The organism is Citrobacter sp. Cpo037 (assembly GCF_030332945.1).
In the GTDB taxonomy this organism is placed as follows: Bacteria; Pseudomonadota; Gammaproteobacteria; order Enterobacterales; family Enterobacteriaceae; genus Citrobacter; species Citrobacter portucalensis.
In genome coordinates this window covers 48,557-70,403 of record NZ_JAOWGW010000075.1, presented here as the reverse complement: position 1 = coordinate 70,403, position 21,847 = coordinate 48,557, and the positions used below count along the sequence as shown (strand labels likewise).

The window sequence follows — 21,847 nt, the reverse complement described above, 5'->3', positions numbered from 1 at the left end:
CGCGCTAACACCTGCAGGTGCTGCGTTAACGTGAATATTTGGCGTTGAAGGCGTCGATTGATTCCCGCTGCATCCGGATAACATCATCGGAAACAGCAGCTTTAGCACATTTATCTTCACTCTGGAGTTCTCGAAGTTTTTGCTGAAGAACGTTACTTTTTTGCTGATATTCTTGAGCTTGTTTGGCATTAACTTGGCTCTCTTTGTTAAGTATCTCGGTTTTGGCCGCATAGAATTCAGCTTTCTTTTCAGCCGCCTGTCGTGCTGTATCGAGGGTCGAGATCTGTTGATCTTTGCTTCCAATGGTTTTATTGAGGTTATTTATGGCCGTGGTTTGTGTCTCTACAGTAGTGAGAACGCCATCAAGCCAGCGCCACCCCAAATAGGCCGCGATACACACCATGACGATAAGGACCATCATCGAGACGCTTTTCAGGCTTGGGGTCCCGATCCAACCTTTAATCAAAGCCCACACTATGAACCTCCTTTCAATGCGTTAAGCACAGTAGCCGGTGTAATCGCTGTAATAGCGCTGGCGACCGTGCTGTCATTAACTGAGGCGTTTACCAACGCAACGGAAATCGCATTGCTATAGGCTGTCTGAGCCGTATTGCTGCTGCTGGCCGCGTCCTCATAGATGGTTTTCAGTTCATCACCTGCAGCAGTGACATTGGCCATTGGAATGGTGAATCCCTCAACCGCATCGTTTAACGCTTTGATCTGGCCATCAGTGATTGTTGGGCTGGTGGTCCCTCCTGTTTCTCCGCTACCAGCTTCTTCGCCACCGGCACCAGCCGATAACGCAGCATTGATGGCATCCATTGCTTCTTTGAGGGGCGCAGTATCGAGCGCAGCAAGAGCAGACCGGAGGTTTTCCGGATGAGTTTCGTCAGCGATGGCCCGTGATACCGGTAGTTCAGTTGCAGAGAGATCATTAGCGCGGCAATAAACATCCCAGCCGATAGATAGCTGAATAAGTGCCGACGGATCGGCATACACACGTAGCAGCTTCACGTGCGCGTCAGTGGATTTTGCTAATTCAGATAGAATGGAGGCCCAGCCAGTGATCTGCGCGGTTCCTGTGCTGATTGTCGCAGGGTATTCAATGGTTGATAGGATCAGGCCAGCCAGCACGCCACTAACCGCATTTGCATTGGTGACCACCTCGACGCTTTTTTCAATACTTGGTGGTGTCGTCATCCCACCGGCAGCGGTGAGCGCTTTGTAGGCATCAAGTTGATTTGTCGTTGAGAGCATAATTTATCCAACCTTAACGAGCGGATCACCGCTGGTGACAGTCGATCCACAAGACACCGGGTCGCCCTCACACACAACCGGCTTGCCTCCGATAGTGAACCAGGGACGGGTAGAAACAGCATTACCCGGGTGAGATGATTTACCGTCTGTATGCGCGGGGTAGGCGTTACCGTCCACCAGCACGCCAATACCGTTTACCTTAACGAATTCGACGGCCTCTGCTGGTGGCCTTGAAGGGAATCCGCCGTGCCCGGAACAGACAGAGTTTTTTACTGCGATGTTCGACATAAAAAAGCCCACAGATTGATGGTTCTGTGGGCAGTGTAAGGAAAGTTACTTCTCAAATAGGGCGTTATTTCTCGCCGTTAACCCGGCAACCGCGCGCCACGCTTTCGAGATCTGAAACGACAGGGATGAAGCGCGGATCATCATCAATCCAGATGTTAGGTTTCCAGCCGAGCGCTTCGCAGAACGCTTCTTTCTGCTTACCTTCCGTAAAAATGACCGGCACATTAAGCCGTTCCCCCCAGGTGATAATGTCGCTGTTATTACCTGTCGAAAAACGGAACGTCACAATGCGCACGTCGGCACCGTATTTCAGCATCTGGCCAACCAACTGACAGAAGAGGGCTGTGTTAGCCGTAAACGTCCCGTCGAAGTCGACCGCGATGTTCAGCGTCTCAGCTGTTGGCTCATGAGACGATTCGCTATCCCACCAGTTAAGCATCATATCTCTACTTTAAATCCCCGTAGCTTCGCCATTGCCTTATCCAGTTCAGCCATTCCATCCACCATAGTATCGAAGGCTTTTGTCACTTTCTGATGTGCCTGGAGCACTTCACGGCGGATTGGCTCTAGCTGTTTAGTGATGGCATCGCGTGCAGTTTGGGCTTCTTTCGCTTCCTTGGCGCGGGATAGTGCCATTTCAGAGATTTTTAGTAACTGCTCAGGCGTAAAACCGGCGAGAGGATCGGATGATTGTTGATGAGTGGAATGTTTAGCTAACATGGTTTCTTCTCTAAGACGTTTAAGGCAGTGACTGCAAGTTTCCAGTGGCTTGCCGTAGTTATCAGGAAATTCAGAAAGAGGTTTGCTTGTGCCGCACGACATGCACTGATGTTTAGGGGGAGCTTCCTCCCTCCATGAATTCACAACCTCTGTAACTGTCGGTTGTGCTGGGATAACGCTTGCAGCCGGTAACAGGCTAACCTTGTCCTCTGGGATACCGGCGAATCTCATATGCTGAAACCAGAGTTTTTCCTTCCCTGGTTTACCGGAGCGAGTTACATGGAGTGCGCTGGTGGCTTCGATAATGCCCACCAGCTGCTGTCGTTCTTTTTTACTTAATACTGAAAAGGAATCCACCTTATACAGATCGGACTCTTCCACGCCGTTTGGGTAACGCAATACGTATGCTTTTACCCGGCTAAGAGCCCGCTCTAAATGAGGCGGGGTTTTTCTGGCCATGGGTCTCAGTCCTCCACAAATTGAGCAAGTATTTTTATCCGATAATCGCGACTGTCTCTGCCACCATATTCCTTCTGCTTTTTATCAAGATAGGCGGGGTGAACCAGGGGAGAGTCTTCTGCACTTAATGTAATGGCTGTATAAATGTCCCTTGGGTTATTTGGTCCTATTGCTAATTTCTCATGCTGAGAATCGTAAAAGTGACCTTTGTTTTTATCGGGAATTGAGATCAACAAAATTCGGTTATCTGAATTGGTCAGAGTACCTCGGATCGTACCAAGTCCACGCTCAGGCATTCGCGATGCGTCAAGAACGATGAACATCAGATTTTCACTGCATTCACCCGCAAGATTTTCCTCTTTGCCTGTGCGGTACGAAACACTCTTGCACTGCCAAAGATGTTTATTAGTCCGGGCCTGAAGTTTGCTGATTTTTAGTTCAAAGTAGTTATCAAGCCACGGTTCAGTTTTTAATATCTTTTTCCAGAGACATTCAATACGGCGCATTATATGCAAGTACGTCTGGCTGATTCCGTAACCCGTAATAATCACTCTGGAATCACGGTATAAAATAGTTCTCAATATGGTAATGACCGCTACTAATTCGATATACCCCACACCATTTGTAGCGACAGCTACTGAAGTGCTCGAACTTTTTACTTCTGCACTCAGCAAAACTTTTTCCTGCTGGTGAGTAGCTTCAATACCAAACAAATCTTTCATTGCCAGGGTCCAATTACCCTGGTATTTGTCACTGAGCGCTTGCCAGCGAGGGTCTGTATCTGCTGTAACCATTAATCAAGTACTCCCAAAATATCAGTAGTTGTTTCGCGCGAGTTACCATTGCTGGCTATCGACTGGCGGCGAGGTATGTGATGAATAGTGAATCCCGCGTCACGGTATAGTTGGTCAATAGCTGGCGCGCTGGAATTGGATATGATAATTTTGGCCCCGCGCCGGTGAGCTGCGCGGCAGGCCTCAACCACTCCTAACTGATCTTCCCATTTAAAACCGTCAGGTGTGTAATTGGTGAATCCCGCCTGGCCTGGCATCGGTTCATAAGGTGGATCGCAGTAAACCACGTCACCCTCTCTCGCAAGGCCAATGGTTCGCCGGAAGTCACTAAGCATGAACACGTAGTTATGCGCATATTTCGCGAAGGCTTTTATTTCTTTTTCTGGGAAATATGGGGCCTTGTAGTGTCCAAAGCTGGTGTTGAATCCACCTGAATTGTTGTACCTCATGAGCCCATTGAAACAATGCCTGTTCAGGAACAGGAATGCAGCCGCGCGCTCAGGACCGGATAACTGCTGCTCGTTGAAGTCACTGCGGATGGCAAAATATCCGCTTTCAGTATTCATCTTGTCGAACATTACGCGGGCTAACTGGAGAACAAGCTCCGGCACAACGGTGAGCATTTGATACATGCTGATTAGGTCAGGGTTAACATCGGCCAACAGGAATGAACCGTGCTTATCAGAGTTGGTGAAAACAGAACCGCCACCAACAAAGGGCTCAATTAAGCGAAGACCTTCAGGCATGAGGGGAAAGATATGTTTGAGCTGACGCTGTTTGCCACCAGCCCATTTCAGGATCGGATTAAGCATGTGGCGCGGTCCTTGTTTGCTTCAAATATCGCCCGGGCGAATCCTTCAGGTGTTTCGCTGCGGATGTTCGCCCGTTCAGGGCCTGGCGCCGCTGTATGGATACGGTTATCGGGATAGTCTGTGTAACCGGGGAAGGTTACCGGGAGTTTTCCCTTTGGGATCATCCGACCATATTCAGCGATCACCCCTTCGATCGCCGCACTTACCGCGGGCAAAAGCGCCGGAAAGGGCATTTGCATGCCTTGCCCCGTCCATAAGCAGGTGCGTTTGGTGTAGTTATCTTTGGCTATGTACGCAGTGAATTCATAGGGATCAAACAAATGGTCTGGCTTGCGCCAAAAAGTCGATATTCTGCTGACCGGGTTTTCAATCAGGAAAGGGCATCCAATGAAGCGGGCAAGGTCATAACACTGCCAGACAACCTGCATAGCCTTAAATTGAAAGGCCGGATCTTCCTCTGCCTTTGAAGCGAACCAGCGCGAGCCGGAAGTGGCTAAATTAGTGCAAGGAGGGAAGCCAGCGAGGAATGTAATACGGTTCAGGTTTTCCCTGATGAAAGCATATACCTCAGAGCTATCGATGATGGCGCTAATGCGCGTCAAAGTAGCTCCAGAGGGGTGTAATTCTTCGCTCGTGGCCTGGTGCTGAGGATCAACTATTACAGCATCGCAACCGGCTTCCAGCCATGGGATAACCATTTTCCCCGTAAAATCGCATAGGCTAACCACCAGCGCGCGATTACTCATCGAGAGGCCTCGCCTCCGAGGGCCGCTACAATTTTTGAGGTCAGGCTATCCAGCTCACCGGCCAACAGAATGATATCCGCAGAACGGCGCTGTAATTCGTCTTCAACATCAATATCTGAGTTTTGATCGAGCAGTTCGTCGGCAAATTTAACCCCGGAGAATCCAGCTCCATCGTTAATAGCGAAGTTCACCCTGTCGGTGCAAAGCGACAGTTTGGTGACCAGCTTCCCGGCCGCAATCATTGTTTTAACTTCATCACTGGAAAGGTCCTGCTTATTCAGCTTCGCAGAACCTCCATCCTCCAGGATGGCTTTAAGATCGGCTTTTTCACCCAGGGTGTAACCAGCTGGTGGAGCATCATTACGCACCCATTCAGTCAGCGTCAGCTCAATAGGGTTTTCGAGCGTAAGTGGCACAACCGGGAGAGAACCCAACGCTTTGCGCAGCATAGCCAGCGCATCCTCTGATTTGCGAGGGCCACTGTTGATATACAGCAGGTTTGATTCTGATGAATAGAGGATCTGGGTCCGGTCGGTGGCGGTAAATGCGCGCGGAAGTAGTGAGTGGATCACTTCGTCTTTGAGCGAGTCCTTCTCGGTTTTTTTGAGCTTTCGCCCTTGAGTGGCTTCGAGATTACCAATTTTTTGGTTTAGCTCGGCTTTGATGACGTGCCCGGGAAGTAATTTTTTCTCGCGTTGAACGGTTAAGGCGATGAAGCCGCTGGCCGCAAAATACAGCATGTCGGAGCCCAGTGGGCTGGTGAAGCCGGTGCGAACCATATCCTGGCTTCCACATGGTGAGAACTGGTAGTCAGGTAGAGCCGTTTTGAGCGCTTCCTCATCGAGCTTCATATCGCGGCTAAGGCGATAAACACTGAAGTTTTTGTATTGCTTAAACATCAGGAGGACGCCTTAAGGTACTGGACATGGAAGCTGAGAACGCCACATTCACGCAGGAAATCAGCGGGAGGAATTATGTTGGACCAGGTGCGGCGATCGTAACCGATTGTGCCCAACACCAGTTCGGTGCCATCAGCGCAGCGGGCGACGATGTAATGCTCTTTTCCTTCAACATAGATTATGTATTCGTCGAACTTCCCGGCTGTCATTTCGCGGATGAAGTTCGCCCGATTTAGTACGATTTGGGCCATTTAGCATTACTCCGATAAATAGAACTTACAGAGTATACTAATTTATTAAGAAAATGATATTGATTCAAACGGTAGCTGCTTGCTTTTTCAGGATAATGCCGGGTTACTCTCATGGTGGTTAACTGTCAGAACGGAAGCTGATTCCAGGTGGTTGGCACGTGTTGTTTCGTACTCGGTGATTACTTATGGATGTATAAAGGATTTACTAAGTAAGTACAAAGTGCACCTTTTATAAATCTATTGGATGCACTTTGTACGCTATCAAGATTAGCCTTTGTCAATGGCGACTTCTGCAGCCTTAATGGATATTTTACCCGCGGCGCTCATGTTGATATTGGCATCTGATTTGATCGTCATATCACTAACAGAGTGTACGAAAAGAGACAGCTGACTACTAATATATAACTGACCTGAATCATTCACACCCATGGTAGAACCCGAGGCTTTATGAGTGATGGACCAAGATCCGCTCTGGTTCCTAATCTCTAATAACCCGTTCCTGTCGCACACATAGTCTTTACCTGGCGTAGTTGTACCGGCTGCGGGCGCACCTTCTACAGCTGGTGGTACATAAGGTGAACCTTGCCCGGAGGCTTCTGGTGCTGTGTTAGGAACGCCGCCAGGGGCATCTGTAGCGCGCCCAACAACACGCGGGCGTGTACTATCCCCGCTATATGGGAAGTCCACCCAGACATCATCACCGGCGAGTAACGGTATGAATGCGCCATCATCCGGAGGCATACGCTCAGCCCATGGTAGATCTCCGTCAGGAATGCTATCCCATATACCCACCAGCCGCACAGACACTCTAAGCAGACCGGCAGGATCGTCGACCGTTACCACCTTTGCCCGCTGCGGGCCGTTAATTGGTGCCGTCATAAATCACCCCTAACAATGCTCGTGTTACATATCCAAATCGGTCTTCCTGATGGGCTGCAAGCTTAACTACTAATTTGGTAGGCACGGATTCATCAAGTCCGCTTTCAGTGTTGTAGTTGTGGATCAGGACCTTCATCGGCAGCCCGGGAGTAATAGCTGAGTTGCCGGTAACCTCGATATCGATTTTGGGTAAAAGGAACGTCGAAAGGTTATTGAGGGCTGTCTGATCATCAACGCTCACCATCTTTACTGGCCACGACTTATCACCGGACGTCAGGAGGCCTTTAGTCGGGCTGTATGCCATAAGCCGGTATTGACGTGAGCGGATGTATTGGTCGTCATTATTAAGCTTGGCGAAGCGGTTAATGCGCAACGCTGCCTTTGGGTTATTCGCTTCATACGTTAGTGCCGGTGACTGCCTGGATAACGTGGCCATGCTTTTAACGTTAATCGAACCACGACACACCCAACAAAGGGCACCGGCTTCCTGAGCCATCTGCGCCAGCACTCCGCTGGGTTTTTGCCCCATGTTCAGATGATACGTACCCAACTTTTTGAAATTGTCAGCGTTAACCGTCAGGCCTGTGGCCAGAGCGCGGACGATATTAGCCGGTTGCTTCTTAACAAAAAACTGAGGCTTTGAAGCCGGAACTTTGAGTGTTTTCACCTTTTCACTGAAAGCAATAATCGTGACGATATCCGCCGACTGGGGGGCTTTCAGGACCTCAAATGTATCGGTCCATGTTGTGTTGCCTATGCCCTGTGGATCACCAAAGCTGCAGGTAAGAATCGTGCCTTTTTTAACGCCTAATTGATCTACTACGTAACTGGAATTATCGCGAACCTCCAGCTGCAATTGCGGACCGGTCAGATCGGCTACCTCAATGTAAAGGCAGCGCGCAATCATGGAGCGGGGGATTTCCGTTTTCCCAATCTTTACGGTCTGTAGGAAGAGCTGGGAACGCTTCTCTGATGAATTGCTATTAGCGGCCATTGGTCACCCTACCTGATTCAGGCATAACTCCAGAATCATTACCAGAGAGGACATCGATGGTTTGCGATAATGGCGTACCTTTCCACGCGGAATAGAGTGGGGCGATAACAGTGAAGGATATCGCTGAGGCGAACACTCTGTTCGACGCCAGCGGTAGCGTCAAATTGTCGACAATGACTGCCTTGGGATCACGTATCAGGCAATTCAGTTGCAACGAGGCTCCTGCAAGCATGGTCTGGAAGGTGAAATTTGTATTCCCAAAGTTGGAGAACTGGCGGAACCAGGACGCATAAATGCCGGTTAACGCGTTCAAAACCTCTTTTTCGTTGGCTAAAACCATCAGAGAGTATGAGATCTCTATGGGGGTGTGGCTGAGTAGGGCTGTAGGCTTCCCATCCTTATCAGTGATATACCCGGCATCATACTCATCTGTCACTATGGTGTTGTCATGTAACTGGAATCCTGGAGTTCGCCCCAGGTTCAGTACTGGCAGGGAATTTGTATTCACTTCTGGTCGGTTTGGGTTGAAGCGACGACCGGCACCAGCAGCACGGTATGCCCGGAGAAACGCTTCCACATCATCAAACTCGCCAAATTTAAGCTGATCGCTCTTCTTCCGGGACAGAAATTCGACAAGAGGCTTGGACCATGGCCGTGTGTCAGTTACTTCAATATCCTCCAGTGCCGATAAAAGCGCATTACCCAGACCGGCATCCACATCGCTGGTGGATGAGAGCTCACGCTTACCCGTGGGCGTCAACATAGCCTTCTTGAAGCGCATCAATAATTTGTCGTTATTCACCATCAGATACGGATTCCTCAAACGTGCGGCATGGTATACAGACGAAGAGCGTGCCCACGGCTGCTGTACCATAGTTAAATTTGCGGTGAACGTACCACCAGCGCCGGGTCATTTCTCCGGATGCCAGTTCCTCATTCCATTCGAGGATCGAACCTATCGAGATATCAAGGGCGGCCACACGGAGTATCAAAGAGTCTTCTTGATAGCCGGTGTTGTCGTCCTCTTCGTTCATGCTCAGGAAACTGTCCATTTCGTCCGGACAGTCCAGGACTTTCACGATTTCAGGCTCGCCGTAGGAGAGCGTTTCCTGGTTTGGATCAAGGCGTTCCGCCTGCATTACCTCAAAACCTTCATCATCAATAGGCGCGTCTATCGAGTTGGCGCGATACAGGAGCGCGTCGAACGACAATGGGTCTTTAATGATGGCTAAAGCCCACGCTTCGCGGTAAAGGTCGTTGAAACTCTTGTGGCCAAGAAATCGAGCGCGCATATCACTGTTAGCAGGACGGGAAAGCATTGCAGCAGTAATTGAGACAGGCGCTTCAGTAGGCTCTTTGGTTTCGTTGGGTAATTCATGTTTTCCAGATGGCTCATCTATAGGGTCCGCTACCGGTTCCAACGTCTCAAACGTAGTAGAGGTTGGGCTTTGAACTGCTACAGTATCAACAGGAGAAGGGACGCCATCAGGAACGCCACCAGCCACTTTGATATCGTCGTTGTTATCGATGAGATCGTCATAAAAACCTGCCATTATTGTTTACCTTGTTGGGAGGCGAGCCATTTCTTGAATGCTGTCTCTGCCTGTTGATCGGTCATGCCGGTTATCTTCATGGCCTGAATGAAGCCTTGTTTCTTCAGCTTCAGTTGCTCCTGTAATTGAGCCTTCATCGCTTCCTGCTGCTTTTTCAGCAGCGCGTTCTCTGCCCGGGCGGTTTTAAGCTCTGCTGCTTTGCGCTTAAGTGAGTTACGCGCGGTGGAGGCCTGTTTTCTCAGCCTATCGATCTTGTCTTTCTCGGTTCGTTGTACCTTGGCTAACCCGCGTTGTGCGGCCTGGTATTTTTCGAACTCGCGGCGGATCTTCGTCTGGTCTGTTTGATCAGAGCGGTTACGGGCTAAAGCTTTCAGTTCTTTGTCGGTAAAAACCTTGGTCGTGCGTTTCTTGTCATCGCCAAAAGCTACTTGCTCAGCAGCTTTCTTCATCTGTGTGCCCAACTGGCGTTGCCAGGTAGACGATTGAAAACGGGTCATGACATGGAGGACGTGTTTGCAGGCTGCGCCGACGAGATCAGGGTTGCGTATTTTGGGGAAGGCATACTCAGCTGGTGGCTTCAGTGCGTAGTTACCGGCTGTGGCCATGTAACGGAACCAATACTGATGGCGCCCGCAATCACAGTCGAAAGATACGCGACCTTTAGCGAGGTTTTTTGCCAGCGTGGCCAGACTTACTTTTTCATCACCGACGTCTTCAACGTATCGGTCCCATTCTTCAAAGCGCACGCGTACCAGGTGGTTATCGTCGACCGACGCATCAGATGCCGTAACCTTCACATCGGCGATGTTATGGCGTATGCGTATAAACAGCGCCGACTTAATGCCGGTGCCATCATCTACCTTGTTGTTGGCGCGCTTAACATCGATCTGAGTCGACATGGCCACCAGCTGAGCGTAGGTAATGCCAGCCTGATCACTGCTGAACTTCGTGCGATGGCCAGCGCGTTTTTCGATGAATTGCTTTAAATCTTCAGGAGTAAAGAATGTGCCGTCTTTCTTCTTGCCGAGCTTAAGAATCTCATCGACGCTTTTATTACGCAGTCCTGCAGGCGTAAGCGTGCGGTGTGCGCCTCTACGGCTTGCGCGCTGACCTTTACGGATTTTGTTGAAGACCTTAAGGAAGTCAGTTGCAGAAAGGCCGTGCGTGGCGTAACGGCCGTTCTCTTTCTTTTCAAAGCTCGAAGAGGGCATTAGCTACCCCCTCTTTGTTAAGCGCTGGATAGCAACTGTCATACGACGACCACCCAATCAGTTGCAAGAAGATCACCAACTGACGGCACCCATGGCACGACCACATCTTGGGCATTTTTCAGTGCAAAGTAAGCACCGTATGGGACGATATCTGTCGAGTAATAACCTTTGATTGCTTCCATCCGTGCCGGATATTGTCCCTCCGGGACCATCCAGCAGAACTGGCCACCAGCATTCCAGCCGCGACGTGCAACACGTTTGCCTTCCTTCAGCCACATTAGGGCGTCTGAGAAGTCGGCTGCGTTAAGATCGATTTCGGCAGGTTCATAAGTAGCATTGAAAATACCTGGCTTACAGGGATAGAACTCACCCTGAACTCCGGTGATGATCCAATCTCCAGGACATACGATATGCCCGCCGTCCAATGTGTCGATCCAACCGTGAACGCGCATGATTTTGCGACAACGGATACAGAGTTTATCGCCTGATACGTCGGGAGAGCGGAAATAGCGGACTATATCGCCTTCCCAGCCATTCGCTTTACGTTCTGACGGTAAGAAGTCCCGTAACTGGTCGTTGTCTAAGCCTGAATGAACCTTGGAATAATCCAGTGGATGATCACCATTCTTGAACCACTGGCTGGCGCTCACTTCGATCGGCTTTCTGCGCCAGCGGGTAAGGGCAGGTTGAGGGTTATCATCTATACGTGTGTACCCCTCGGAGAAAGGCTTTTCTGGTGAATATGACATATAGCCGTCTTCATACACGACGATATAACCACCCACATCAACCTTGCTAAGCAGTTCTTCCGGTATTTCCAGCCATGCGTCTGTATTACCGGTGTCCACTATCACAGATGATCGGAATGATTTCACTGCTAGAATCTTTGCTGCCTGAACAACTTTATGGCAACGATATTTAGGTAGTTTTAAATCGTTAGTCATTTCATTTTGTCCTGTAAATTGCTGCATCAGTTGCTCTGTATGGTGCCGTCTAATTCCGGCAAGCTGGTGGAATAGATGTTTATTTGCTCGCGTATCCACGCTAGCTCCGGGAGGAATAGGGCTTTGCCCACTGGTAGCGCTTCGCTTTCATCCTCTTGGCCACAGACACGGGTAATAACCCAACGCAGCTCGTCGGTGCCCCATACACGCTGAGCAATGAGGTCAGGGCGATATATCTCGTCCTGAGTAATGTCGTGGGGGATCAGGTCTGAATCGTAGCTGTTACACTTGGCTACTACGGCCTGGTGCATGTACGCGCGGATGATTGGATCAGATACGTTACGATCGTCGAGTCGTGAGATGCTCATAGGTATCTTCCTTTGCCCGTGAGCGGACTCATAGTAACTGATTTAATTGCTTCAGTTTCGGTTGCGCGAACAATTTTACGCAGAGGATCTAAAGGGTCAGGAGGCATTTCAACCGTCACCGAGCTGTACATTTGCTCTATGTAGGAAGCGCTGGCCACGTTCTGATAGATCGTACCGTATACGCAAAGCAGCATTAGAAGGTGTTCGCTTTTAAGGCGTTCCCAGTCAATGCGATACACGGCTTGACCGCGGGTATCATGCTCTACATCGATAATGTTGTCCGGGATGGTATAACGCTGGCCAGCTCCGGTGGTTTTGGGGCGGATGATGGCCTTCTGCAGCGAGAGCTCTCGATAGAGGTCCAGTGACTCGACTAGGATTGGCTTTCCGCTCGTTCCTGGGGCAGCAAACTGGATATGCTTTCCGCCGGTCGCGCTGAAGAAACCGCTGCGTTCGTCCACCAGCACGTCATCGCCGTTTTTCTCAATCTTGCGAATGATGTTGGGAAGGACGTCAAGCAACCCCTTACGATCTGCTGGAAGGGTTTGTTCTGATAACAGGGTGAGGTTTCCCTTATGCCAGACAGCCTCCACCAGCATTGGCTTGGAAGTGGAAAGGGTGATGGCACATATGGCCTTATCCATAGTAGGACTCCGCTGGTAATGAAGTCTCTATAGTATAATTAGTACTTTCTGTAAGGAAGGGCGAAATCTGGACAAGAAAAAGGCCGATATAAAACCAGCCTTGAGGGATTGGGTAAACCTTAACTATTGCAATGCGAGGCAGCTACCATCATAGCTTCCTTATGACGATAGAACCAGTAACGCTTTCTGTTTATGTTGTGTTTTCTTTTCAAAATAAGCTCACAATTAGTTTTTTAAACGTTCAATTCCAGCACGTCTGTAAGCCTCAGCCAGCAGGTCACGCTGAGTACCATTCGCTTTTTCAAACTCAGCGGGACCGCCAACATTGCCGTCGGCATGCACTGGTAACAACCATGGATATTGCTCCCGGATATCAGCCGGTGCTGCGTGCTGGTGGTGGAAATTACACAATGGCAAAACGTGAGCGTGGGCGTCAGGTGCTGTTCGGCCATCAATATGGTGCAAACTGATCAGCGGCGACACTTTCCCATGTATCAGGCATGCAATACATGGTAAGGCTCCGAGCTTATCCATGATGCGGCGTTCAGCTGCGGTTGGTGTACGTCCCTTATTGCCACGGGACTTTATAGCCTTACGTGGCTTAGTGGATGTGTTGAGTACCGTACTTCGCTTGCGCGCAATAATCTCTCTGCGTTTCTCCCAATATTCTGGAGACTGTAACTGAAGGAGCCTCTTCTCGCGTTGGCGTTCCTGCGCCTCGCGAGCTTTATCAACCTGCTTTTGGCGATACTCAGGGTCCGCGAGTTTTTCTGCATTGCGGGCTCTTTGCCGCTCAACGGCGGCGCGCTGGCGGGCGAATAGCTTCTCCCGGGCTTCCTGAGTTAATTCCATTAGATTTGGCCCAGCCATTTATAGCGTTCGGCCACTTCGGCCGGGTTCATTTTCCCTGTACCCAGGAGAGCCAGGGAAATGTACAGCGATCGGAAGTGGCGGCGGGCACGCATTCCAGCAGTTATATAACCGCCCGGTTGAGCTGCTGCCAGCTGGGCTATGTTTGCTGCTGTTACTGTACGGGTGCAGTATTCATTGAATACAGCCACGGCGACGCGGGTAGGGTATTGCAGTGGATTGTTCATGTATTCTCCTTATCGGTGTTTAGGACGGCGCTTTGATTTAATCCGGCGCTTCAGGCCCGCCCGGATAGCTGCTTTGATGAGTTCCAGAGTGCTAAGCGCAAGGATCACGGTCACAGATAACTTGAGCGCAATCAGCCACCCAGCAAACGAATAGTCGAGAGCGATGTTGATGTAGTGATCAATCATGATGAGTAACAGAGTGATGGTTCAGTAGGGGGATACCAGCCGATGCCGTGCTCAGCAGAGCTGATGATGCGCCAGCGAATAGCGTCATTCACAACTGTTTTAGCGACGTAATACTCCTTCGCCAATTGAGTGCTGGCCATCGCAGTAACAGTTTTAAGGTCGATTACCGCGGGTTTATCACCGTAAGCAGGGACGCACGCAGCGCGAAGGATCTCTCGACTGCGAAACCAACATTGTCCCAGGTGCTCTTCGGGTAAGTTAAATGTGAATCCATGGCCAGCCGGTGCTGTCTGGAGATGGTTTTGTTTGGCCAGAGAATGAAGGCGAGCTGTCGACAGCCCCGGGAGAATAGCGGAACGCTCCGCTGATGAAATCCGTATGGCCTTATCCATCCAGTAGCCATCATCCGGGGTGAGCGTATAGCCTCCATCGACCATTAAGAGAGCCTCCCGTGGAAGCCGCTTAATGGTGGCGCTGAAAATTGCGGTGATGATCTTGTCGTCGGTCAGTCTCATGTTCGTAATAATGACACATTAAAAAATAAATAATTAGTATTATCTGTATTGCGGCGGGGTATTTGCCTTGAAAATGCGCGAGTTATTGGGATTTGAATTGCATTGCCTGTCTGGCATTAGTGCATTAACATCTGCTGGTGCTTTTAGAAATAGTGATTGATTGATAAGAGCATGCAGCCCCTGGTTCGCCGGGGGCTGTTCATTTCGAGCCAGGTCCCTCTAATACACGTTCTTATTCCAGTTTTCGCACATATAATTACTGCATCCGTCAAAATCATACGGGTTAAGTTGCCAGCTTATCCGACCGCAACACGGGCAATTCCAGCGAGTTTTACCGGTTGATGTGCGATCTCGTCGTTTCTGACGTTTCAGCCAGTCAGGCTGACGTAACCCGCGGGCCTGAATCATTTTCCGCCGGTCGAGCCGGTTTATGCAGAACGTGCGCCGTTTAACTTTGTTGGCCAGATGATATGGGAGCCAAATTAGCCCTTCGCTGGTGGTGACGGCGAAGGGATGAATATAGGCTTTCGTGAAATCTGTTGTAGGCAGCTCGGTACCGGCAAGCCAGTAAACGTCGTTGCCATCCCATTCTCCTTTCACGTATGCCACGTATTGCGTGCAACCTGGTTCTATTAGCGATTCGCCCGGCAGCTGCTGGCAGTCGACATGCCATATGGCCAGTTCATCTACACAATCGGCCGCAACCGGCAGATCGATCGGACGGCCCTTATTCCAGCGTTCTTGCGCCTCTTGCAGTGTGTAAACATGTGCGGCATCGATGTTGCTGCTGTAGCCATTTCCGTTCCGGCAATGAAAAGAGGCGTTAGTGCCAACTGTTTCTCGTAGGCAAAGCATATAAAAGCGATCATTCATTTTCGGCCACCAGCGTTTCTTTGTGTTCGATTAACATGACTATTCCTTTCAAGTTTTGCGTAGGCGATGGATGCCTCAGCATCAGAGGCTCCGAATACACGATTAACACCGGCTATGACGTTCTCTTCTGAGCGGCTCAGGCGTGAAAGAATGCTGCGACATACGAAGTGATCAGCGTGCGTAATGTATGCGTCAGCTGCCTTCATTGAGGACATTGGTCGATCAACCTGGATAAAGTGAAGAGGGTTCTGGGCACCATAGTTCAGTGTGCAAGCCACTACCGGCGCTCCGTTCCTTAGCCCACTTTGCAGGTGGACGTGAACGCCATTAATCAGCATTGATTTTTTCATTTATAAAAATAAGCACATAATTAGTATTTTATGACCAAAACAAATCCGGCCCATGTGACGCCGCGCTGTCTTCTTCCAGAATGATTTCCTGCGCTTTAAGCATGCCCATTTCGGTCAGCTGGTAGGTATGAACCGGTGGTGTTTCATTGAGTGTGTGCACCGTCAACAGGCTCTGCTGTTCCAGCCTGGCTAGTGACTGACGTACATTCTGCGTCCTGGCTTTACGACCTCCATAATGGTCATCAATATACGTAGTTATAGCGAGCAGGGTCACCGGGGTAAAAACATGCTGCTCGATATATCTGCGCCCTATGCAAGATAACGCTAACTTTTGAATTGTTGAAAGCGCCATTGTTGCTTGTCTCCTTGATCTTACCGCTTCATGCGTTGGCTGTTTACAATATCGAGCATTACTGACTTATTGGCATCGATATAGCGTATATAGCTCATGACCTGTTCGGGACGTTTCCACGTACCCTCATGCATGATCTGAGTGAGCTCTGTTCCTCTCAATGCCATATCCTGCGCAGCGCCCACACGTGGGCTATGCCCGGTCCAAGTTCTGTAGCGGGAGGATTCAAGAGGTGCGCCTTTAACTGCCTCCCAGGCTTTGGCAAAGATTTTCTCTATATTTTTACCAGCCATGGGGTTCGCTGCTGGATGAGCGTTGCCATAGCGGTCGACCTTGCCAAAGATAAAGGTTGATTCATCCGTGAGGCCACTTGCGTCGAGCCAATTACGTAACCAACCGGCGACGTCTGGCGCCAGCACTTTCACTACGCCTATCTCGTCTTTAATTGTTTTTGTATAACCCACATCAAGTGTGGCCGAACCGTCTCGTTGAAACTGAATATCACCAATTCTTAATCGTGCAACCTCTGACATGCGCAACAGTGTGTTGTAGGCCACGCCTAAAAATGCGAGGTCCCGAAGCTGCTGCATTTTACCGCTGGCCTGGGTAATTTCTGCCAGTTGGAAAAGATCATCGAGGTGAAGAGGGATCGCCTGTTCTACTCGCTCACCATTGAGGACTGCTTGCCGACTTATTTTTTTCATCCCGCGAGTCACCAGTATGTGTGACGCAGGTAGGGCCAAACCAGCCTCGCGATGGATCTTGTTTATCATTGATTTGTGCATCGCGATGGTGTTCTTTTTGCGCCCAAGTGTCTCTCGCAGATAAAGCAGGTACTCACGAACATCTTCAGGCTTGGCCGGAAGCCAAACTTTATTGAACTGCTTACACCATAATCCCCAACTGCGGAGAACTGACTTCATTTGCGCCCAGGTATTTTCCGACGCGGCTTCCCGGTCGACAAAGAACATGTGTAAATTTTCAGCAACCCGTTCATCATATTTATCCGCAGTTATCAGCAGCGGGGAATCGGTATGGTTAACCGGCAAATTGGTCATTGGCATATCTCTCATGTGCACGGGTACGAGTAGTGACTCACTACGGAAAACTACCATAACATTAGTATAATCTGTTAGGTTTTTTATGAAATTTACACGGTTTTTAAGAAAACCGCTGTATTTTTCATTCTGTAGCACAATGACCGAGCTGAATTATCAGATTTCACGTAGCAACGCGAATACTTGAGTAAAGACTAAGGTTATTGGCGATGTAAAAACCGGCTCAGATGTTTTGTTAACCATGCCATTTTACATAAAAACAAAGGTAATATAATGGGTGTTATATTACTTTTGTTGGTTTTTTAGGTGGAGTCTAAAAGGTGAGCAATGATGCGATGAATTATCAGAATAATCTCTATTTTTGGCTTGTTGGTTAAATTACATACAAATCATACTTAATTTCAATGATTGGCTTTCTCAGCCTTTTACCCCAGGCAACAGGATGATATACAAGCCCAATTCGTTAATTTGTATGATTTTAGGATAGAAAATGGCTAACAGTGATGAACTTTTACTAATTAACAGCGAAATAACAACGGCAATTCAAAAACTTCACCTTGATATCACCTCTCAACGTGCTGTTTCAACGCTCACCAGCCATTTCTGTATTGTCAAAGGATTGCATGCCAAGCCCGCCAGCGTACAAAAACGTCTTCGTAAAGGCATTCGGTTTCAAATAAACACACACATTTCCCAAAAATTTGCCCAGACTAACTCTGCTTATGGTCGATTTCTCTAACGAAATAGACTAAATTCTCCCTTAGTTTTAACTATTGGGCATTGCGCCCACAACCGGAGAATACTGATGTCAGATAGCCGTACGGGCGAAGCCGTCTACAAGGAATTTATTGAATTCCGGGACGCATTCCTGACAGATGCTATGGATGAAGCTTCTGCCTGGAGCACGAATAAGTTTGGTGAGCGGTTTAGGCCTGTTGTGCTTGTCAACGCGCGCAGGCTTAAAAAATGGACTGAAGCGATTGACCAATGGAATAAATTCGCTCAAGAACTCAAGAAATACCCTCAGCTGGGCATACCTGTTTCCCTGTACGAGCCAGCCCCGAAATTCATCTCCGGGGCTATACGCGTTCGTTGTTATGAGCTACCGGCTACCGAAGTAACAACCAAGGCACGCGAGAAGATTCTTGCTGACTATGATCGTGAAATTGAGCGCTTTAAGGCTATAGATAATACTAATCCATACCTTACCCAGTTGCAGGATGAGCGTAAAACATTCGAAGCCTTGCCCCCCAAAACGAAACTGAGATTACGGCGCACCGGCTACACAGATCTGAATTGCGCATATAGCACAACTGAAGAGAGTCAGATAATGGTACGCGTATCATCATCTGGCGTGTTCTTTGATGAGCGTACTCTTGGACAGGGTTTCACCTTCGGGCCTAAAACCAAAAACAGTAAAGCATCGATTTACTCAGAATTGAGCCCCATTCCACAATCGCTCTATCAAAGCATAGATATTTACGACATCGATACTGTTGAAAAGGCAAAAGCCGCACGCAAAAAGTATCGAGAAGAGAATGAGCAAGAGATCAAGCGTGAGCAATGGTCGCGCTATAACAAAACCCGGGCCGCCAAAAATGCCATCCAGGCTGATGCTGAACATGCGGCAAGCGAGAAAAACCCTTCAGGTAGCAGCCACGATTGACTCGACCACCAGCGCGCAGCTGGTGGTGTGAGTTTAACTTGCTCTGCGTCTACGCAACCATTCCTCGGCTTCAGAACGAGTCTCTTCTTCATCATGGAAGGTCTCTTCGTTCGCCGGGGTAAAGTCCACCAGCTGCGTGAAGCAATACACATCCCAATGATCCGGCGATTTGATGTTGAGCTTCTCGCGCATCTGCTCTTTCGGGACCATATACCATTGACCGGCTTCATTTAGTCCGCACGGTATCTTACATGCCTGGTCAACAGCCTTGCCCCCTTTATCGAATTTGAGGCGTCCCTGCTGCACGGCCATCTTGGCCATGATATTTGCATAGGCGCGCTGGTTGATGAATCGCTCTTTATCCTTCTTGGTATGCATCCGTTTACCCCAACGGATTCGCTGAGCGATGATGCCGTGTTTTTCTTCCAGCACATCAGCGGTGGTCGCGCCTACGCCGTCGCCATCGATGGCGATCTGAATATTTGGGTATTTCTCCGGATCACATTCACTGAAAATGAAATCGGCAAAACGTGACGGTGTAACTGTAGCTTCCATCTCCTTAACCAGGTGAGGGACCACACGCCGGTGTTTTCCGTATCCGGATACCCTGAAGATGCCCATTACTGATTTATCGCGGCCATTACCGACGTCACAGCAGCAGATCCAGCCCCATCCCATTGCAAGGGGAACCTTCCGTCGCTGCGCGCGTTCGCATTCATCGCGTCCGAGCAGATAGCCGGAAAGCGAGCTGGGGAATTCGCCGCGTACCTTAATGAGGTATTCCGGTGACTCCCGGCCACCATAGTCCACCAGCTTTTCACGGATAAACTTCAGCGTTACGAGAGGCGATTCTTCAGAGTTGAGCTTAATCGCGTTGTAGAGCCCATTCGGATTAGCTTCTGTGCGTGCCAGGCGGTGGTGAGAGTCATAAAACTCACCAGCTGTACGAGTTGGCTGTGAGATGAGCATCAGCCGGTTATCGTCCTGCGTCAGCGCACCTTTGATGATACCAAACGCCTTATCTGAAACGCCTGATGCTTCATCGATGATGTACAGCAGGTGCTCAGCGTGCTCACCGGCGAGTGCTTCTTCGTTCCCCAGGCGGAAGCCTTTAGCGATAACTTCCCAGCTACCCTTCGACGCATTCTCGTAAAAGGTGACATCGGCCAGAGTGAAATATTGGCCGAGCCATGGGAACCGCTTCAGGCATTCTTTCCAGTTCTGCCGGATGTACTTAAAGATACCGGTTTTAACCTGCTGCAGTTTGTTGGCCACGATAATGATACGTGACTCTGGGAAGAACATCAGGTAGCACAAGATCATGATGGCGGTCATGTCGGACTTACCCGTACCATGCCCGGAGGATACCGTCGTCCAGCTGCCGGTCTGCTGAACTGATTCGATAATTTCCTCCTGCTGCCAGGTGGGGATCTTATTGAACATGACTTCAGCAGCCGTTACCCAGTCATAACGATAGAGTTTTACCAGCTCTTGCCAGCGAGGGTCTTCAGTGATTGAGCGCCTAGTTATGGCTGCCATCGTCGCCCCCGTACAGCAGGTTATTTACTTCATCATCTGGTATTTCATCGTCGGCAAATTGTGCCGTTAGGTTGATATCGTTAAGAGAACCGTCAGCAGCGACATCGCCAAATCCGCCTCCATCAACAAGGAGATTTACAGCCTCTCGTTTCTCCGCCATAAGTTGTTCGTGCTGAGCATGGCGAATTGCGCGAGCCTCCCTTGCCTGGCGGTCCAGTTCTTCTGGGTCATAAGCCACGGCTTTAACCTTGTCAGACTCACCGTCTTTCACCTCTTTACGCGCCATCTCCATAAGCAACGCCGGAACCTTATAGCCATGCGTCTCGATGTAGATCGCGGTATCAACAGCGCTCCAACCGTTTTCCTTTCGCTGCTGGTACGCTTGCATAATTCGTTCAGGCTCTTCCGTTTTGCGGTCGTGCAGCTCTTGCTCGCGCTTGTTCTTCGCATAGCTCTGACGAATGCCCGCTAACGAGCGCGCGGTGTCATTAATGGCGCCCGCTGCGGCTGCGGCAACAGAGAGAGCTTTAGTTATTGGATTTGGTCCAGCCTCATCATCATCACCTGATGCCGGTGTTTGTTCCGTAAGGAAGGTAAGGACCGCTTTAACAGTGCGGTTAAGGCAGAACAGGTTAACGAGGGATGATTCGATGGCCATAGCCTCAATATCATCAACACCGGCTGCAGCTATTAGCTTTCGGGCTTCCTCCATGTCTTCATCGCTGGGGATTATGGATGCTTCCAGAATCTGGCTACCGGCCATGTACTGATCACGCGTACGTCCCGATTTCGTTTTGGTCGATACTGCATTGATCAATTTACCGACCAGCACAGCCTCTTCCGTTTGCCCAGCTTCGACGCGCGCGTGTCTTCCGGCCTCTTTAACTTGCAGGCTTAATTCATTGATTTCCTGTGATAAATTTTTATTCTGTTTCGCGGGTTTGTGATCGTTTTTGCGCTTACCTGACTTTTTTTGATCATTTGATCGTTTTCCATCCTTTTTAGCGATCTGATCAGCTGATCGCTGGTCTTGAACCTTACCTAACTGAGTAGTGCCTTCACCCAGGTAACGACGTGCGGTATTAGGGTTTAAACCATAGGTAAGTGCATATTCCTTAATAGATATTTTCTCGCCAGCGGCGCGCATTTCCGCATAGCGATTTCTATGTTCTGACCAGTCCGTTTTTACTGCCACTGCGATCACCCCTTTACAACGATGATCGCAGTCTACTGATCGTTACATCTCAATTGATCACTTTTGATTGGTATTAGCTGTTATTTCAACAACCAAAAAACAGACATATTTATGTTATTTGTTGGCTGATTTATTGATTTTCTCGGTGGTTTTTGTAACATGTGACTCGCTATTTCAATCAATCACAAGCAGTTAGC

The 21,847-nt window shown here is 49.4% G+C and carries 29 protein-coding genes; 2 read left to right on the top strand and 27 right to left on the bottom strand.

Annotated elements, in window-relative coordinates:
- Window positions 1-25: 25 nt before the first annotated feature.
- The 25 genes from OGX94_RS19750 to OGX94_RS19630 form a co-directional block, all read right to left on the bottom strand.
- Window positions 26-475: a hypothetical protein gene (locus OGX94_RS19750; protein WP_181553339.1), complete on the bottom strand. Its 450-nt coding sequence runs from the start codon at window positions 473-475 to the stop codon at window positions 26-28.
- Entirely contained in the window at window positions 475-1,257 is a 783-nt protein-coding gene (locus tag OGX94_RS19745) for a hypothetical protein (protein WP_268056553.1), read from the bottom strand. Before OGX94_RS19745 ends, OGX94_RS19750 begins: the two co-directional genes overlap by 1 nt.
- A 3-nt stretch (window positions 1,258-1,260) precedes the next feature.
- The gene (locus OGX94_RS19740) at window positions 1,261-1,545 is read right to left on the bottom strand and encodes a PAAR domain-containing protein (protein ID WP_071667240.1); all 285 of its coding nucleotides are present in this window, start codon (window positions 1,543-1,545) and stop codon (window positions 1,261-1,263) included.
- 64 nt (window positions 1,546-1,609) lie between these two features.
- Window positions 1,610-1,987 (bottom strand): hypothetical protein, encoded by a 378-nt coding sequence (locus OGX94_RS19735; protein ID WP_268056551.1) that lies wholly within the window; start codon window positions 1,985-1,987, stop codon window positions 1,610-1,612.
- A complete protein-coding gene (locus OGX94_RS19730; RefSeq protein WP_268056549.1) occupies window positions 1,984-2,724 on the bottom strand; it encodes a hypothetical protein in 741 nt (246 codons plus the stop codon). Before OGX94_RS19730 ends, OGX94_RS19735 begins: the two co-directional genes overlap by 4 nt.
- A 5-nt stretch (window positions 2,725-2,729) precedes the next feature.
- Window positions 2,730-3,518, bottom strand: coding sequence for a hypothetical protein (locus OGX94_RS19725; protein WP_268056547.1), 789 nt, complete (start codon window positions 3,516-3,518; stop codon window positions 2,730-2,732).
- On the bottom strand, window positions 3,518-4,330 hold the full coding sequence (locus OGX94_RS19720) for a DNA adenine methylase (RefSeq protein WP_268056546.1): 813 nt from the start codon (window positions 4,328-4,330) through the stop codon (window positions 3,518-3,520). Before OGX94_RS19720 ends, OGX94_RS19725 begins: the two co-directional genes overlap by 1 nt.
- Window positions 4,312-5,076 carry a hypothetical protein gene (locus tag OGX94_RS19715; RefSeq protein ID WP_071667163.1) on the bottom strand — a complete coding sequence of 255 codons (765 nt, stop codon included), beginning with the start codon at window positions 5,074-5,076 and terminating at the stop codon, window positions 4,312-4,314. The genes OGX94_RS19720 and OGX94_RS19715 overlap by 19 nt, the downstream gene beginning before the upstream one ends.
- Window positions 5,073-5,975 carry a recombination-associated protein RdgC gene (locus tag OGX94_RS19710; protein WP_268056545.1) on the bottom strand — a complete coding sequence of 301 codons (903 nt, stop codon included), beginning with the start codon at window positions 5,973-5,975 and terminating at the stop codon, window positions 5,073-5,075. The genes OGX94_RS19715 and OGX94_RS19710 overlap by 4 nt, the downstream gene beginning before the upstream one ends.
- A complete protein-coding gene (locus OGX94_RS19705) occupies window positions 5,975-6,226 on the bottom strand; it encodes a hypothetical protein (RefSeq protein WP_139239846.1) in 252 nt (83 codons plus the stop codon). The genes OGX94_RS19710 and OGX94_RS19705 overlap by 1 nt, the downstream gene beginning before the upstream one ends.
- A 267-nt stretch (window positions 6,227-6,493) precedes the next feature.
- The gene (locus OGX94_RS19700) at window positions 6,494-7,105 is read right to left on the bottom strand and encodes a baseplate protein (protein ID WP_185656604.1); all 612 of its coding nucleotides are present in this window, start codon (window positions 7,103-7,105) and stop codon (window positions 6,494-6,496) included.
- Complete coding sequence (locus tag OGX94_RS19695) at window positions 7,089-8,099, bottom strand: phage tail tape measure protein (RefSeq protein ID WP_071667167.1); 1,011 nt, start codon at window positions 8,097-8,099, stop codon at window positions 7,089-7,091. The genes OGX94_RS19700 and OGX94_RS19695 overlap by 17 nt, the downstream gene beginning before the upstream one ends.
- A complete protein-coding gene (locus OGX94_RS19690; protein ID WP_268056542.1) occupies window positions 8,089-8,904 on the bottom strand; it encodes a hypothetical protein in 816 nt (271 codons plus the stop codon). The genes OGX94_RS19695 and OGX94_RS19690 overlap by 11 nt, the downstream gene beginning before the upstream one ends.
- A complete protein-coding gene (locus OGX94_RS19685) occupies window positions 8,894-9,652 on the bottom strand; it encodes a phage tail protein (RefSeq protein ID WP_239177772.1) in 759 nt (252 codons plus the stop codon). The genes OGX94_RS19690 and OGX94_RS19685 overlap by 11 nt, the downstream gene beginning before the upstream one ends.
- Window positions 9,652-10,863, bottom strand: a complete 1,212-nt coding sequence (locus OGX94_RS19680) for a phage tail protein (protein WP_256433877.1) — start codon at window positions 10,861-10,863, stop codon at window positions 9,652-9,654. The genes OGX94_RS19685 and OGX94_RS19680 overlap by 1 nt, the downstream gene beginning before the upstream one ends.
- A 38-nt stretch (window positions 10,864-10,901) precedes the next feature.
- A complete protein-coding gene (locus tag OGX94_RS25015; RefSeq protein WP_373566558.1) occupies window positions 10,902-11,612 on the bottom strand; it encodes a DUF2829 domain-containing protein in 711 nt (236 codons plus the stop codon).
- 221 nt (window positions 11,613-11,833) lie between these two features.
- Window positions 11,834-12,175: a hypothetical protein gene (locus OGX94_RS19670; RefSeq protein ID WP_071667171.1), complete on the bottom strand. Its 342-nt coding sequence runs from the start codon at window positions 12,173-12,175 to the stop codon at window positions 11,834-11,836.
- Window positions 12,172-12,819 (bottom strand): hypothetical protein, encoded by a 648-nt coding sequence (locus OGX94_RS19665; RefSeq protein WP_185656607.1) that lies wholly within the window; start codon window positions 12,817-12,819, stop codon window positions 12,172-12,174. Before OGX94_RS19665 ends, OGX94_RS19670 begins: the two co-directional genes overlap by 4 nt.
- Window positions 12,820-13,044: 225 nt before the next feature.
- Entirely contained in the window at window positions 13,045-13,671 is a 627-nt protein-coding gene (locus OGX94_RS19660; RefSeq protein ID WP_256433879.1) for a Ref family recombination enhancement nuclease, read from the bottom strand.
- Window positions 13,671-13,916 (bottom strand): hypothetical protein, encoded by a 246-nt coding sequence (locus tag OGX94_RS19655; RefSeq protein WP_071667174.1) that lies wholly within the window; start codon window positions 13,914-13,916, stop codon window positions 13,671-13,673. Before OGX94_RS19655 ends, OGX94_RS19660 begins: the two co-directional genes overlap by 1 nt.
- A gap of 9 nt (window positions 13,917-13,925) precedes the next feature.
- Window positions 13,926-14,102 (bottom strand): hypothetical protein, encoded by a 177-nt coding sequence (locus OGX94_RS19650; RefSeq protein ID WP_286569811.1) that lies wholly within the window; start codon window positions 14,100-14,102, stop codon window positions 13,926-13,928.
- A complete protein-coding gene (locus OGX94_RS19645) occupies window positions 14,099-14,617 on the bottom strand; it encodes a hypothetical protein (RefSeq protein WP_268056540.1) in 519 nt (172 codons plus the stop codon). The genes OGX94_RS19650 and OGX94_RS19645 overlap by 4 nt, the downstream gene beginning before the upstream one ends.
- Before the next feature lie 219 nt (window positions 14,618-14,836).
- Window positions 14,837-15,490, bottom strand: a complete 654-nt coding sequence (locus OGX94_RS19640; RefSeq protein ID WP_071667176.1) for a hypothetical protein — start codon at window positions 15,488-15,490, stop codon at window positions 14,837-14,839.
- Window positions 15,491-15,868: 378 nt separating this feature from the next.
- Window positions 15,869-16,192: a helix-turn-helix transcriptional regulator gene (locus OGX94_RS19635; protein WP_256433909.1), complete on the bottom strand. Its 324-nt coding sequence runs from the start codon at window positions 16,190-16,192 to the stop codon at window positions 15,869-15,871.
- A gap of 20 nt (window positions 16,193-16,212) precedes the next feature.
- Entirely contained in the window at window positions 16,213-17,256 is a 1,044-nt protein-coding gene (locus tag OGX94_RS19630) for a tyrosine-type recombinase/integrase (RefSeq protein ID WP_268056538.1), read from the bottom strand.
- 484 nt (window positions 17,257-17,740) lie between these two features.
- On the opposite strand from OGX94_RS19630, the gene OGX94_RS19625 reads away from it, so the two are divergent.
- Both OGX94_RS19625 and OGX94_RS19620 read left to right on the top strand, forming a co-directional pair.
- Window positions 17,741-17,989: a hypothetical protein gene (locus tag OGX94_RS19625; protein WP_181553359.1), complete on the top strand. Its 249-nt coding sequence runs from the start codon at window positions 17,741-17,743 to the stop codon at window positions 17,987-17,989.
- 66 nt (window positions 17,990-18,055) lie between these two features.
- Window positions 18,056-18,916 (top strand): hypothetical protein, encoded by an 861-nt coding sequence (locus tag OGX94_RS19620; RefSeq protein ID WP_181553360.1) that lies wholly within the window; start codon window positions 18,056-18,058, stop codon window positions 18,914-18,916.
- A 33-nt stretch (window positions 18,917-18,949) separates the two neighbouring features.
- On the opposite strand, the gene OGX94_RS19615 is transcribed toward OGX94_RS19620, so the two are convergent.
- Window positions 18,950-20,455 (bottom strand): terminase, encoded by a 1,506-nt coding sequence (locus OGX94_RS19615; RefSeq protein WP_181553361.1) that lies wholly within the window; start codon window positions 20,453-20,455, stop codon window positions 18,950-18,952.
- The gene (locus tag OGX94_RS19610; protein WP_268056537.1) at window positions 20,439-21,650 is read right to left on the bottom strand and encodes a hypothetical protein; all 1,212 of its coding nucleotides are present in this window, start codon (window positions 21,648-21,650) and stop codon (window positions 20,439-20,441) included. The genes OGX94_RS19615 and OGX94_RS19610 overlap by 17 nt, the downstream gene beginning before the upstream one ends.
- Window positions 21,651-21,847 lie beyond the last annotated feature (197 nt).

Bases quoted from the DNA above. Each gene is read 5' to 3' on its own strand.
- OGX94_RS19720 (WP_268056546.1), bottom strand. From the start codon at position 4,330: ATGCTTAATCCGATCCTGAAATGGGCTGGTGGCAAACAGCGTCAGCTC.
- OGX94_RS19640 (WP_071667176.1), bottom strand. From the start codon at position 15,490: ATGAATGATCGCTTTTATATGCTTTGCCTACGAGAAACAGTTGGCACT.
- OGX94_RS19665 (WP_185656607.1), bottom strand. From the start codon at position 12,819: ATGGATAAGGCCATATGTGCCATCACCCTTTCCACTTCCAAGCCAATG.
- OGX94_RS19710 (WP_268056545.1), bottom strand. From the start codon at position 5,975: ATGTTTAAGCAATACAAAAACTTCAGTGTTTATCGCCTTAGCCGCGAT.
- OGX94_RS19620 (WP_181553360.1), top strand. From the start codon at position 18,056: ATGTCAGATAGCCGTACGGGCGAAGCCGTCTACAAGGAATTTATTGAA.
- OGX94_RS19690 (WP_268056542.1), bottom strand. From the start codon at position 8,904: ATGGTGAATAACGACAAATTATTGATGCGCTTCAAGAAGGCTATGTTG.
- OGX94_RS19655 (WP_071667174.1), bottom strand. From the start codon at position 13,916: ATGAACAATCCACTGCAATACCCTACCCGCGTCGCCGTGGCTGTATTC.
- OGX94_RS19730 (WP_268056549.1), bottom strand. From the start codon at position 2,724: ATGGCCAGAAAAACCCCGCCTCATTTAGAGCGGGCTCTTAGCCGGGTA.
- OGX94_RS19645 (WP_268056540.1), bottom strand. From the start codon at position 14,617: ATGAGACTGACCGACGACAAGATCATCACCGCAATTTTCAGCGCCACC.
- OGX94_RS19630 (WP_268056538.1), bottom strand. From the start codon at position 17,256: ATGCCAATGACCAATTTGCCGGTTAACCATACCGATTCCCCGCTGCTG.
- OGX94_RS19740 (WP_071667240.1), bottom strand. From the start codon at position 1,545: ATGTCGAACATCGCAGTAAAAAACTCTGTCTGTTCCGGGCACGGCGGA.
- OGX94_RS19695 (WP_071667167.1), bottom strand. From the start codon at position 8,099: ATGGCCGCTAATAGCAATTCATCAGAGAAGCGTTCCCAGCTCTTCCTA.
- OGX94_RS19715 (WP_071667163.1), bottom strand. From the start codon at position 5,076: ATGAGTAATCGCGCGCTGGTGGTTAGCCTATGCGATTTTACGGGGAAA.
- OGX94_RS19680 (WP_256433877.1), bottom strand. From the start codon at position 10,863: ATGCCCTCTTCGAGCTTTGAAAAGAAAGAGAACGGCCGTTACGCCACG.
- OGX94_RS19625 (WP_181553359.1), top strand. From the start codon at position 17,741: ATGGCTAACAGTGATGAACTTTTACTAATTAACAGCGAAATAACAACG.
- OGX94_RS19700 (WP_185656604.1), bottom strand. From the start codon at position 7,105: ATGACGGCACCAATTAACGGCCCGCAGCGGGCAAAGGTGGTAACGGTC.
- OGX94_RS19725 (WP_268056547.1), bottom strand. From the start codon at position 3,518: ATGGTTACAGCAGATACAGACCCTCGCTGGCAAGCGCTCAGTGACAAA.
- OGX94_RS19670 (WP_071667171.1), bottom strand. From the start codon at position 12,175: ATGAGCATCTCACGACTCGACGATCGTAACGTATCTGATCCAATCATC.
- OGX94_RS19650 (WP_286569811.1), bottom strand. From the start codon at position 14,102: ATGATTGATCACTACATCAACATCGCTCTCGACTATTCGTTTGCTGGG.
- OGX94_RS19685 (WP_239177772.1), bottom strand. From the start codon at position 9,652: ATGGCAGGTTTTTATGACGATCTCATCGATAACAACGACGATATCAAA.
- OGX94_RS19705 (WP_139239846.1), bottom strand. From the start codon at position 6,226: ATGGCCCAAATCGTACTAAATCGGGCGAACTTCATCCGCGAAATGACA.
- OGX94_RS19615 (WP_181553361.1), bottom strand. From the start codon at position 20,455: ATGGCAGCCATAACTAGGCGCTCAATCACTGAAGACCCTCGCTGGCAA.
- OGX94_RS19745 (WP_268056553.1), bottom strand. From the start codon at position 1,257: ATGCTCTCAACGACAAATCAACTTGATGCCTACAAAGCGCTCACCGCT.
- OGX94_RS19660 (WP_256433879.1), bottom strand. From the start codon at position 13,671: ATGGAATTAACTCAGGAAGCCCGGGAGAAGCTATTCGCCCGCCAGCGC.
- OGX94_RS25015 (WP_373566558.1), bottom strand. From the start codon at position 11,612: ATGTCATATTCACCAGAAAAGCCTTTCTCCGAGGGGTACACACGTATA.
- OGX94_RS19735 (WP_268056551.1), bottom strand. From the start codon at position 1,987: ATGATGCTTAACTGGTGGGATAGCGAATCGTCTCATGAGCCAACAGCT.
- OGX94_RS19635 (WP_256433909.1), bottom strand. From the start codon at position 16,192: ATGGCGCTTTCAACAATTCAAAAGTTAGCGTTATCTTGCATAGGGCGC.